Annotated in this window: 9 protein-coding genes and 1 pseudogene; 6 read left to right on the top strand and 4 right to left on the bottom strand. The window is 40.5% G+C overall.

Features of this window, described 5'->3' with window-relative positions; all coding sequences use genetic code 11:
- Window positions 1-203: 203 nt before the first annotated feature.
- Window positions 204-1,685, top strand: a complete 1,482-nt coding sequence (locus ACJ751_RS22460; protein ID WP_407747771.1) for a T9SS type B sorting domain-containing protein — start codon at window positions 204-206, stop codon at window positions 1,683-1,685.
- 10 nt (window positions 1,686-1,695) lie between these two features.
- A complete protein-coding gene (locus tag ACJ751_RS22455; protein WP_407747770.1) occupies window positions 1,696-2,718 on the top strand; it encodes a PorP/SprF family type IX secretion system membrane protein in 1,023 nt (340 codons plus the stop codon).
- Window positions 2,719-2,722: 4 nt separating this feature from the next.
- On the opposite strand, the gene ACJ751_RS22450 is transcribed toward ACJ751_RS22455, so the two are convergent.
- The 3 genes from ACJ751_RS22450 to ACJ751_RS22440 form a co-directional block, all read right to left on the bottom strand.
- Window positions 2,723-3,145 carry a response regulator gene (locus ACJ751_RS22450; RefSeq protein ID WP_407747769.1) on the bottom strand — a complete coding sequence of 141 codons (423 nt, stop codon included), beginning with the start codon at window positions 3,143-3,145 and terminating at the stop codon, window positions 2,723-2,725.
- A gap of 283 nt (window positions 3,146-3,428) precedes the next feature.
- Window positions 3,429-3,875 carry a T9SS type A sorting domain-containing protein gene (locus tag ACJ751_RS22445; RefSeq protein WP_407747768.1) on the bottom strand — a complete coding sequence of 149 codons (447 nt, stop codon included), beginning with the start codon at window positions 3,873-3,875 and terminating at the stop codon, window positions 3,429-3,431.
- Window positions 3,876-4,063: 188 nt separating this feature from the next.
- Window positions 4,064-4,438 carry a winged helix-turn-helix transcriptional regulator gene (locus tag ACJ751_RS22440; protein WP_407747767.1) on the bottom strand — a complete coding sequence of 125 codons (375 nt, stop codon included), beginning with the start codon at window positions 4,436-4,438 and terminating at the stop codon, window positions 4,064-4,066.
- Window positions 4,439-4,555: 117 nt separating this feature from the next.
- Here ACJ751_RS22440 and ACJ751_RS22435 point away from each other — a divergent pair, with 117 nt between their 5' ends.
- From ACJ751_RS22435 to ACJ751_RS22420, 4 genes are all read left to right on the top strand, one after another.
- Entirely contained in the window at window positions 4,556-5,503 is a 948-nt protein-coding gene (locus tag ACJ751_RS22435; protein ID WP_407747766.1) for an NmrA/HSCARG family protein, read from the top strand.
- A gap of 218 nt (window positions 5,504-5,721) precedes the next feature.
- A complete protein-coding gene (locus ACJ751_RS22430) occupies window positions 5,722-9,279 on the top strand; it encodes a hypothetical protein (protein WP_407747765.1) in 3,558 nt (1,185 codons plus the stop codon).
- A gap of 112 nt (window positions 9,280-9,391) precedes the next feature.
- The gene (locus ACJ751_RS22425; RefSeq protein ID WP_407747764.1) at window positions 9,392-11,620 is read left to right on the top strand and encodes a TonB-dependent receptor; all 2,229 of its coding nucleotides are present in this window, start codon (window positions 9,392-9,394) and stop codon (window positions 11,618-11,620) included.
- 30 nt (window positions 11,621-11,650) lie between these two features.
- Window positions 11,651-12,310: a hypothetical protein gene (locus ACJ751_RS22420; protein WP_407747763.1), complete on the top strand. Its 660-nt coding sequence runs from the start codon at window positions 11,651-11,653 to the stop codon at window positions 12,308-12,310.
- 566 nt (window positions 12,311-12,876) lie between these two features.
- Here ACJ751_RS22420 and ACJ751_RS22415 read toward each other — a convergent pair.
- Window positions 12,877-13,063 (bottom strand): annotated as a pseudogene (locus tag ACJ751_RS22415) (hypothetical protein); the annotation flags it as partial.

The following is a 13,063-nucleotide window of genomic DNA, read 5'->3' as shown; positions in this document are numbered from 1 at the left end:
CTAATCTAATTAGTGCAGCAGGTTGTGATTCGATTGCTACTTTAATATTGACAGTTAGTTCGACGCTCACCAGCAAGACCAATACGACTATTTGTAACAACCAGATGCAATAAACCTGGAAAGGACAAATCCTTACTGCTGCCGGAACCTATACTGCTAATCTAATTAGTGCAGCAGGTTGTGATTCGATTGCTACTTTAATATTGACAGTTAGTTCGACGCTCACCAGCACGACCAACACGACTATTTGTAACAATCAACTTCCATACACCTGGAATGGTCAAAGCCTTACTGCAGCCGGAACTTATACGGCTAATTTGATCAGTGTAGCAGGTTGTGACTCGATTGCTACGCTCGTTTTAACAGTGTCTACAACACTTGCCAGCACGACCAGCACTACCGTTTGTAATAATCAGCTGCCATACACCTGGAATGGTCAAAGCCTTACTGCAGCCGGTACTTATACTGCTAATCTAATCAGTACAGCAGGTTGTGACTCTGTTGCGACATTGGTGCTCACTGTTAATGCGACGCTCACCAGCATCACCAATACAACTATTTGTAATAACCAATTACTCTATACCTGGAATGGTCAAAGCCTTACTGCCGCCGGTACCTATACAGCTAAACTCATCAGTGTAGCCGGTTGTGACTCTGTTGCTACATTGATTTTAACTGTCAACGCCGCAGTAACCAGTACAACTAACACTACCATTTGTAATAACCAGTTGCCATACACCTGGAACGGCCAAAGCCTCACTGTTGCCGGAACCTATACCGCTAATCTGACCAGTGCAGCCGGTTGTGACTCGATCGCTACATTAATACTAAAAGTTAATTCAACGCTCACCAGTACGACGAGCACAACCATTTGCAATAATCAACTTCCATACACCTGGAACGGCCAAAGCGTTACTGCAGCTGGTACTTATACCGCTAACCTGATCAGCGCAGCAGGTTGTGATTCCATTGCCATTCTGAATGTTGCCGTTAATCCGGTGCCTACAAGCACAACGGCTGTCGCTCTCTGCTCTAATCAGCTTCCTTATAAATGGAATGGTAATACTTATACGGCTGCAGGAAATTATAATGTTAAATTAATCAGTTCGTCTGGTTGTGATTCGATTGCCCAATTAGCATTGACAATTGACCAGTCATTACAAGGGATCCGGTATCCGGCAGTTACTGCATCGGCGAATGTACAACAGCAATTAGCAATTAGAAATATGGGAGCCAGTTACTCATATAACTGGAATCCAAAGGTTGGCCTGGATAGTTACACTGAATATAATCCAATGTTTAACTATGATAGGCAAACAGAGTATACAATAAATATTACATCTGATGCGGGCTGTACGGCGACCGATACTTTGTTGGTAAGATTGTTGAGTCCCGGGGCGATTGTTGAATCTGATATTTATGTGCCTAAAGCATGGTCTCCAAATGGTGACGGTCACAATGATAAATTATTCCCAATACCAGTAAATATAAAAGAACTTAAATACTTCCGTGTATTTAACCGTTGGGGACAATTAGTGTTTGAGACTAGTGTATTGAGAAATGGATGGGATGGAATATTCAATGGAGTTCCTCAGGTTTCTGATACGTACACCTGGACAGTAGAAGCAATCGGAGAAGATGGAAAGTCTTATAAGCGTTCTGGTAATTCAGTTTTATTACGTTAAAACATTAGATATGAAAACAGGAATGCGTTATATCTTACTTGTCTTTTTGTGGGCAGTAGCAAGACCGGTACTTGCGCAGGATCCCAGCTTTTCACAATTCTTTTCTTCACCTTTAAATATTAATCCTGCATTAACCGCGAATATCAATGCCGATTGGCGTCTTGTTTCAAATTTGAGAGATCAATGGATTGGACCGGCCAGTCCTTATATTACCGGTACAATTTCTTTTGACTATAAAGCCATACAAAATAAAATTCCTAATATTTCAGAAGGAAACTATATGGGCGTGGGGTGTATGCTGATGTTTGATCATAGTATGAATGGTGTTGTAAAAGGAGGTTATGGATCTCTGGATCTTTCTTACAGTATTAAATTGTCAGAAACTGATTACTATACCGAAAGATTGGGTTTTGGAGTCAGCGGCACTTATTGTAACAAGCATGTTGATTTCGATAGGGTAGACTTTGAGAAACAATTTACGGGATTTGGTTTTAACAGGAACCTTCCTACCGGTGAATCAACACTGTCCGGAATGAAACCGTATGTTTCAACCAATGCGGGTATTACCTATAGCGCCACGACCGAAAAAACAAATTTTGATGTGGGAGTGGCAGTATTTCATTTTAACAGTCCGAAACAAACGTTTTTAAACGATGATAATCAGTACCTCCCGCCTAGAAAAGTTGTTCATGCAAACTTTGAAGCATTCATTAATGAACAGTGGGTGTTTAATACAAATGGGATATATCAATTTCAGGCACAGGCTAAATACTTCTCACTGGGTGCCGCCATGGGGTATAATGTAGGAGACGAGGCCCAAACATTAGTGACAGGAGGGCTATGGTATTGGTCTAACAATGCAGTAATCCCATACTTTGGGTTGGCTTATAATAACCTTCAATTTGGAGTTAGCTATGATATTACGACTTCAAAACTTAGTCAGGCTGCCCGAAAACCCAATACCTGGGAAATTTCATTTATATTGAGAGGTAAAAAAAGGGACACAGGCATTATTCCCTGCCCATGGAAGTAGACCTTTACGCGTTAGGATGTTTGCATTCCTGCCAATAGTCGAAAATGAGTTTTATAACTCTTTTAAGGTCATGGTAGCTGGTAGGTTTCTGAAAAAAGCCCTGCACGGTCATTTCTTTGTAAGCGACATCTACTGATTTTTTATCTGTTGATGTAGAAAAAAATACAAAGGGTATGCTTTTTGATCGAAGGATCGGGTCTTCGTCTATTTGCCTTTTGAAGTCAATTCCATTTTTTTTGGGCAGATTAATGTCACTGATAATGATAAATGGGATGTCTGCCGTACTTTTTAAATAATCAAATGCTATAATGCAGTTTTCGAAGTGAATCAACTTGTTTTCTATGCCTAATTCAACAAGTACTTCCCTTAGGAGTTCTTTGTCTTCCCGATCATCATCAACTAAAATGATAGGTCCAACTATAGCCATAGGTATATATTTGGTAATATATATGCATGTTTCATGCCTGTGTTTCCGGGAGGTGGGCCGGTTCCACAAAAAAAAAAATTAGACCCGCTACAATTAGCGGGTCTATAGTTTTAAGTTGGCACATGAGAGCCGGATATTGGATCTTAAAATTGCCAACCATAGGATATGGTTTGTGAAATTCAACCATTCGTGGTCTACCCCTTCCTTTTCATGTGCAAGTTGTTAATTATTTATAGAATTGAGACTAGTAATAGTTGGAAAAAAGAATGAATCCTATGGAGCCCTACAATATATGATTAATAACCAATTTCCCATTCCCGTGATGTGCGCCATCAAAAGCTTTCACAAAGTATACGCCGGCCGGCAAGGTTTCAAGATTGGTAAGCAACAATTCATTTACTCCCTTTTTTAAGGGATATTGCCTGCTCAGCACAGCATGGCCCCCTACATCAAACAGGGTAATGTCCAGTTTTATATTACTGGTTGATGACCATGTGATAGAGGAATAACTGGTGGCGTGCACAGGGCTTATATTCAATACCTCTTCCTCCAAAACAGTTTGTAGTGTTATAATCCTGCTGACAATTTTTTGACCGCCTGCATCCTGGACAATGCTTTGTTCCTGGCCGATGGGTTGCACCTTCGGGATATTTACCCATAATATCGCTATAGGCAATATTATAGTAAACAGGAAACCTTTGACAGGACTTTTTTGAAAAACGGTTTTCATCGGGTGACGGGTTTTCGTACGAGGTAACGGATTATGTCTGCGCAAAAATGGCCCATTTGGGCCAACTGTACCCTAGTATTAATTGGATTATGATAATTCGTTAACTGTATGCTGTGTAAAAATCATGGGCCGGAAAATATTTTTCAAAAAAATATTTTCCGGCCCATGAAGAATAAAAAAAGCTATAGTTATAAGGAATTTACAAATTCGCCTTTTTGTATGGCTATCTGGTTACCCCACCCAAGAATGGCATCAAGTACAGGGGTGAAAGACCTGCCAAAGTCAGTTAAACTATAAACAACTTTAAGGGGTGGTTTTTTGCCATAGACCTGCCTTGTAATCAACTCATCTTCCTCTAATTGTTTTAATTGCAAACTCAATGTCCTTTCAGTAACACCAGGTAGTTCCTTTCTAAGTTCGGTATACCGTTTATGGGCATCCTTTAAATGGTATAGAATAACCGCTTTCCACTTTCCGCCCACCAGGTCCATAGCTGCGCTCACGGTGCAGGGATATAATTTATTATTGACTTTTATAAAGTCACTTTGACATTCTATTCCCATAACATTTATTTGTTAAAGCTATCCAAATGGATAGTTATTGTAAATCTATATAACCGTAAATAGCTTTGCAACTATAAAAACAGAAAATAAGGTATTTAGTTTAAAAGAATTGAAACAATGACACAAAAAAATAAACCACTTATTACTATCGTTGGTGTTTTAGGTAAGCAAGGGCGCAGTGTTGCACATACTTTGTTACAGAGCGGGCGTTATCGGGTACGAGGGCTCACTCGTCGCATTGATTCGCCGGAGGCGCTTGGGTTGTCTGAACAAGGTGTCGAATTGGTGCGTTTATCTCTTGATCCGGGAAATAAAAAAGCTTTTGTGGAAGCTTTCCGTGGCTCGGATGGTGTTTTCATACTGACACCCGGCATTGTCCCACCCGCAACGCACGAAGTAGAGTTGGGTAAACAGCTGGCAGATGCTGCCGTTGAGGCTGGAGTACGCCATGTGATCTTCAGCAGCCTGGAAAATGTAGATAAAATTACCGGAGGAAAAATGTTTGCCCCCCATTTTACAGATAAGGCTAAAATCGAAGAATACATTCGTACGCTGCCAGTCACAAGCTCGTTTATTTACATGGCTTTCTTTTATACCAATCTGATGGAATTCTATCCGCCTGCAATGAAAGGCGATACGCTTGTATTCCCAATTTATTTACCCAAAGACTTCAGGGCGCCATTTGTTGATCCGCTTACTGCAACAGGCCCTGCTGTTTTGGAAATTTTTTCAAATCCAGATCAGTATGCAGGTAAGTCCATGCCGGTAATTGGCGATATGATCTCACCCCGGGAGATGGTTGATACTTTCATCCAGGTTACCGGTAAGAAGGCTGAATACAGTTCTGCATTCACGCGAAAGGAATTGCTTTATCATTTTCCGGAATTTAGTTCAAATGAGATCTTAGTACGTGAGATCCTGGGGATGGTAACGTACGCAGTTGAATATGGCTATTTCAGAAAAGACCGCGACTTGTTGTGGAGCCGGCAAATAAACCCGAATACGCTCAGTTGGGAACAATTTCTGCGCACAACTGGTTGGCAAGGCCAAAAACTTTCATATTGATTGTGACTGCCAACCTTCAACGAGCTTAGTGATATTCTTAAGCACTGAGTCAATAAAAAGCATAAATTACTATTGAAAAGGAAATAGCTGCAATAGATTTGAATAGGATACATTAACACTTAATTTCTATAAATAAGAAAATAAGAAAAATACTAAAAAAGGTTGGTGTTATATCGCTTGTCATTGCGATAGTGATCTTTTTTTCTCTAACCTTTATTATGAAATACCGGATCAGATCGGTAATAAAAGAAATTGTTCGCAGTGAAACCAATGGCGTTTATGAACTTGACTTTTCGAAAATATCAGTAGATTATTTCAAGGGCAGTGTAAAACTGAAAGCAGTTGATCTCAAACCTGTCAGTACTTATCCGGATAAACAGGATTACAAGATTACTATAAGTCATCTTTACTTTTCCCTTGGCTCATGGAGCCAGCTTTTTTTTCACCGTAAATTATTCGTTGACAGCTTACAAATTATAACGCCGGTTGTTACCCTTTTTCAGCAGCCTGCGACAGGTAAAAATGGGTTAACTCCTCTTCAGGAAATTTACAGGTCATTGGAAGATATCAGCGAAATATTCAAGCTGCGTGTGCTCGAGGTCAATAATGGCAGCATTGGCATTTATAAGGAAACAAATCAGGCGCCTGTTTTGATAAGTAATATCAATTTCCGTATTGAAAATTTCGGGGAAAAGAAAAACGAACATTCCCATCTTCGTTATTCTGATAATTTAACCCTCAATATTGCCAGGCAACACTGGATATTTCCTTCCGGGCAAATTATCAGGTTTGCTAACTTGTTTTTTTCGGGAAAAGATCAGGCTTTTCAGGTAGATTCCTGTTCTATTACAATGGCGCCTGACAGCAGGGGGCAACAAACTTCTTTATTTGCGGATAAATTATTGTTCAGGACTGATGAGCTTGTTTCAGTTATTGAAAGAAACGAACTTAATATCGATACACTTTATTGTAAGTCACCTGTACTAACTGTTGCCATGCCAGCCAATACAAAAGCCAGTGATACGGTAAACGATTTAAATGAGTCAATACATCAGTTGCCTGGCAATATCAACATTAAGTTTATAAATATTGAAAATGGCCAGATCCATTTGACTTCTTCAGATGGTAAGCGTTCCTATACCGGCAAAAAAACAAACTTAAAGATCTACAGGTTAAGTATAAAGCATAACCCCGCTCCAATTATCCGGGCGGGCAGCATCGATCTTAATTTAAACGAGATCACATTTGCCACCCGTGACAGTCTTTACCTGTTAACCGTAAATGAGTTTAAATTAGATAGCAACAACCTGGTTTGCAGGAATGCATTTCTGAAACCATCCCCCAAAGCCAAAGGTTATTTATCGGGTATTGATCTTCCAGCCTTTACACTTGTTGATATCAGTTTAAATGATCTGTTGGAAAAAAGATTAAAAGCTCTGGTGGCCGTGATCGACAGACCGAAATTCTTCTTTGCATCAGGGGTAGTGAAGAAGAAAACGAATGAAATGGGTATTCCTGTCGACAAATTTTACAACACATTAAAACACCTGGCGCAGCTGATCGATGTTCACTGGTTAACTATTAGAGATGGCGGCCTGGATTACTATTCAGAAGGTTCCCCAACACCTGAATTGTCAATGAAAAATATAGATGCTGAAATAAACCTGGTCGACTTGCTGCATAGTGCTTCCCTCCAGGCTACCAAACAATCCATTCATGAGGTAAGCATAGGCGCCCTCCATTTAAAAAAGGATGATCTCAGGATGGAACTGGAAAACTATTTCTTTGATGGAAGCAGGGAGTTAGGAAAGTTGAGATCGTTATCTGTTATTTCGCCTGATATTCAGTTTAATGCTGCCGATCTATACTGGGAGCGCTTCTCGTGGGAGAATTTTGTAAGGAATAAAAGTATACATATAGATACCTTGAATATTCCTGTGCTTGCCTTTTCGGCGCGTATCCTGCCAGGTCAGTCTTTAGAAAATAAAGGAGGGTTACTTCCGGTAACTATCAATAAGCTGAATATAGAGCGTTCAGTTATTGGGCTGAAAACAGTAAATAACGCAGAAATAAATGCAACGGCAACCCATATTTCTCTGAAGGGATTGCAAACTGCCGGTAAGAATTTTTCATGGAAAAGTCTGGATGCCCGGGCTGACAGTATCTTTTTCAGGGATGAGCATAAGCAAATCGCTATTCAAAGATTGAATTTATCTACTCAAGGTGAATCAGCTTTACAAAACATCGAATACAGCGATGTAACAAACCGGGTAAAGATCCCTGAGATAAAGTTTCAATTACAGTTAATAAACTCCCATCCCGAACAGTTGGATATACCCTGGTTATCGCTTTACCGGCCGGAAATAATGATCAGCGCATCGCACGCAGGTGTAAGGCGGGATTCAGCAAACGGAGGAATAGGTTTTAAACCATTTCATATAGGAACACTGAACATCATCGATGGCTATTTCAACTATCAGCGTCCGGATAACCCGGTGAACATTTCCGGCCGTTTAAATGCCCATATCCTTTCGGCCGGAATAGAGAAGATCAATAAGGAGGCCATTGTATTTGATAAGGTTACCTTGAAAGTAGATTCTTTAGCGTTGACCAAACGGGTCAAGAATGGCCTTATAGAGATCAGGAATGGATCGGGTAGGGTAGCTGGCTATCCCCTGACAGTAAATTTTGCTGGCGATAATACGCATCTTAAAAATAGTATTAACAGCATAGTTATAACTGATGGCCGGCTCTTGTATTATGACAGCACCACCATTTCAACAGTTTCAAAGATCACCGGGAATGGAAAAGAGGGAACACTTGTTTTCAGGGATGTTGTCGTTAAACCACGAAAAACATTGGAAACTTTTCTTAAAACATCTGTATGGCAAAAAGATTATCTCACGTTTCATTGCGATAGCATTGGCTTCAGGCAGGTAAACGTTCTGGCATTGCTAAACGATACCGCTCTTGCTGTCCGGTATATTTATTTGCAAAACCCCCACCTTTCAACTTTTCGCAATAAGAATATTGCTTTTCAACATGGCATAGAGAAATTAATGCCTACCAGGTTGATTGCAGGAATAGAGATCCCGGTTCAGATCGATTCTGTTCAAATAGTAGGAGCTGCTGTTGATGTTCATGAAGTATCGGCAGTCACTAAAAGAAAAGGTGTTGTGCCCTTAGGAAATCTGAATGCTATGCTCAAAAATATCGTTAGCCGACCAAATGAACGGGATAGCCTTATACTGACTATGTCGGGGCGGGTTTTGGATTATGAGATCCGCACCTTCAGATATGCAGAGTCGTACCACGATTCTTTGTCGGGGTTTGATATGCATTACAGTGTATCGCCCATGCAATTGTCGCATTTGACGGAAGTGACCAGGCCCCTTTCTGCCTTTGCCATTACACGGGGGCAGTCAGATACGCTGGATGCGAAGCTGGCGGGGAATAAATACGCGGCATTCGGACAAATGGATTTTTATTATCATAACCTGCGGGTCAGACTATTGGATAAAGAAGACTCCCTTAAAAAAACCTTATTGCTCTCATTGAAAACCCTGTTGGCTAACGGCTTGATCAAATCAAACAATCAAAGTCAGGCCCGGATGTTTTTTATCAGGGACCGGGAAAAGTTTGTGTTCAATTTTTGGGTGAAAACACTTTTTAGTGGCTTTGTTACCAGTACAGGAATAAAAAGAAACAGTAAATATAAAAAGATGTACTATGAGGTTGGGGACAAATATTCCCTGCCTGCTACCAGGATAAGATAAAATGGGCAGGTTTTCATTTTCTTCATGCTCGTCTACTCATTTACCCCGGTTATCTACTCTCAGGAATTTTCGCGGCGTAGGCTGCTGAGCTTTGTGTTGCAAAACAAAAGTTATGGCAGCCTTAAAGTACTACGCGCTTGTTGTTTGTATCTGCTTAGCAAATTATTGTTTGGCGCAGGCAACTGTAAAAGGTGCAGTGGCGAATAACCGCAAGCATCCTTTGGCCGATGCAAGTGTTTATGTCAAAGGCACGGCAACTGCAGCAACTACCGATTCAACTGGTCATTTTGTATTTACTGTAAAGGGAAAAGGTGTACAGGCAATCGTGGCATCTTTTATAGGGTTTAAAGAAGCTGAAAAACAAATTGATGTCAACGATACCGTGGTTGAAATAAATTTTGTGTTGCAGCCGGAAGAAAAAGCATTGGAACCGGTTGTTGTTTCGGCAGGGAGTTTTGAAGCCAGTGACAAAGCAAAAGGCGCTTCCTTGACACCCATGGATGCGATGACCGTTGCTGGCAATGGCGGCGATATTGCCAACTCATTGCGCGCATTACCCGGCACTCAGCAGATCGGTGATAAAGAAGGTTTGTTTGTTCGCGGCGGAACAAGCGAAGAAGCAAAACAATTTGTAGATGGCACCTTGCTGAAAAGCCCCAACTATGGAAGTGTGCCCGGAATTATGCAACCGGCCCGGCTGAACCCATTTTTGTTCAAAGGCATTTTATTCAACACAGGAGGTTACTCTGCTTTGTATGGCCAGGCATTGAGCAGCGCTTTGATCCTGGAAACAATTGATCTGCCCGACAAATCTTCTGCCAGTCTGCACATTTTCCCCATGTCTGTAGGCGCAGGTTTTCAGGACCTGGCACGAAATAAAAAAAGCAGTTACGGCATCAATACGAATTACGGAAGCTATGCATTGTACAATGAAGTAGTAAAGCAACAACCGGATTTCTTTCATTCGCCTGAATATATTGAAACAGACGCTAACTTTCGCATCAAAACCAGCAAAACAGGCATGCTGAAATTTTATACCAATTATGGTTACAATCACACCGGCATGCGCAATGCGAATATCGACAGTAGTGATCTTGTGTCGTCATTTGAAACAAGGGGGCGGAATCTGTATGCAAATCTATCTTATCGCGAATCATTATCACCCGGCTGGAAGATCGATGCCGGGCTTGCATACAATTACAACAAACAGATCATAACCAATAAACTGGAAGATGGCAATAACAGCCAGTTGTTTATTCCATATTTTCCGTTCAATAATCAGAATAACACACTTAATTCCATTTCTAATTTTGCCCAGGCCAGAATGGTATTTACAAAAATGCTTACTCATAATCAGGCTTTGCGCTTTGGCGCCGAACATTTTTACAACAGGGACGATTACCATTCCAATGATACGTTTACAACATTAAAAGATGATCTGACAGCCCTGTTTGCAGAAGCTGATGTATACGTAGCAAAAAATATTGCTGCAAAAATCGGGGCCCGGGCAGAATATTCGTCGCTGTTGAAAAAAATGAATTGGGCCCTACGCCTAAGTTTTGCGTACCGGTTTAATGATGGGGGACAGGTGAACCTGGCTTATGGAGTTTTTTATCAAAAACCGGAGTTGATCTATCTTATTCAAAACCGTGCACTCGAATCCGCTCAGGCTACACATTATATCATCAATTACCAGAAAAAAGCAAACAACCGTCTTATAAGGGTTGAAGCATACTACAAAAAATATAAAGACCTGGTGACCACAACACCAGTAACTGCAAACGATGGGAGCGGTTTTGCAAAAGGAATTGAATTATTCTTTAGAGACAAAAGAACATTCAAAAATTTTGATTACTGGATCACTTATACCTGGCTCGATACAAAAAGGAAATTTCTTAATTATCCATATGCCTTGCAGCCAAATTTTGCAACGCCGCATACTGCATCTCTTGCTATAAAAAGGTTTTTTCAGGACATTAATCTCAGTGCGAATCTTTCTTATACGCTGGCAACGGGCCGTCCATACTACAATATACAATACGATGCAGCCGGCAAGCTTGCGGTGCTGGATCAGGGAACTGCGGCCATGTACAATCAAATGAATGTAAGTTTTGCTTATCTGTTTAATCTATTCAAAAAATGGAGGAACAGGGATTTCTCGGGTATTGGCTTCGGCGTCAATAATGTGTTTGGGACAAAACAGGTGTTTGGATACAACTATAGTTACAATCGTCTTTACAAAATGGCCATCACGCAACCGGCGCCACGCAGCTATTACGTCGGTTTGTTTATGTCGTTTGGGATTGACCGCCGCGATGATTTTATTAATGAAAAATTATGATAACGATATTATTAACCAAAAAATAAAAAAATGAAAAGAATATTTTTATTGATCACGGCAATAATGCTGCTATGCCTCACTGTTCATGCACAGGATGTTTATACACAACAAATGCAAACTGCCCTTGCAAAGCTTGATAATGCAAAAACCGTTAAAGATTATCAGTTACTGGCAGGAATTTTTTCACGTATGGCAGATGCACAAAAAGATAAATGGCTTCCTTACTACTATGCAGCTTTTTGCAACGCAAAGATCGGTTGGCTGAAACAAAACGACGACCCTGATAATATTGAACCATTTGCCAGCAAGGCAGCCGACGAAATAAAAAAAGCCGGGACGCTCATCGATACGGCAAAACAGAAAAAAGAATTGTCTGAGCTCTATTGTATACATATGATGCTGAACCAGGCGCGGGTATTTATCAATCCACAAACTTATGGGCGTCAGTATGGACCTGCGGCGTTTAATTACTTACAATTGGCCAAACAAGCTGATCCGGATAATCCGCGCATGCTTTACCTGCTTGGCTGGCAAAAATTTGCAACGCCTAAAATGTGGGGTGGCGATAAGGCGCTGGCAAAGCAGTTACTGACAAACGCAAAACAAAAGTTGGCTGGCGAACCATCCCAGGGGCTTGACCCACATTGGGGGAAAATGGAAGTGGAGGAAATTCTTGGGCAGTTAAAATAAAAACAAAGCGGCCATTTCTTTATTTTGAGATGGCCGCTTTTATTGGCTTTCTCTACTGTTACTACTTAAGAAGGCCATTGCAATAAGTTAAGTAATAATAAACGGGGAAGCGGGTATGTGTAGAAAGATTTCCCCTTTTTAGAGTTGAATACAAGTAAAAATGCCTACTACACTATATCTTGTATAAAATGATTTATATTATAGAAAGTTTATTTGAAAATACAAAGGCTGGAATAAATCCAGCCCTAATTTACTACAAAATTTCACACGCCTTATCATTCCATAATGATAAAATTAACTAGGTAAAAAGTCTCCGAGGACGGAAAATTGAAATACCAGGAGATTGGAAGAGGCGCTGGAAAAATCATTTCTTTTATAAGCCACTATAATGTTTATAGAAATTTATATGCCGCATAAAATTATGGGCTATTAACAATACACTGGAAAGCCCTTTTATGTAATACGGATACGTACATTTAGTTTTTATTTTTTGCACTTTTAATGTCTAAATGGTTATAGTTTGATGCGCAATTACCATCCCGGGAGTTAATCAGTAGTATAAAAAATTATTGCCGAAACAGCTCAATGTCTCCGGTAAACTTCACATCTTCGCCTACCACGAGATCCCCCGCCTCGTTCAGTAAATGAAAATTCAAGCCAAAATCTTTTCGCCTGATCTTTCCACTCACTTCAAACCCAACTCTTCTTTCGCCAAACCTTCCCGTGCCTGCTCCTGTAAATAGCACATCCAAT

Source organism: Niastella sp. (genome assembly GCF_045805085.1).
Lineage (GTDB): Bacteria > Bacteroidota > Bacteroidia > Chitinophagales > Chitinophagaceae > Niastella.
Note: the sequence above shows the minus strand (reverse complement) of the source record. Positions and strands in the feature narration are given on the sequence as shown.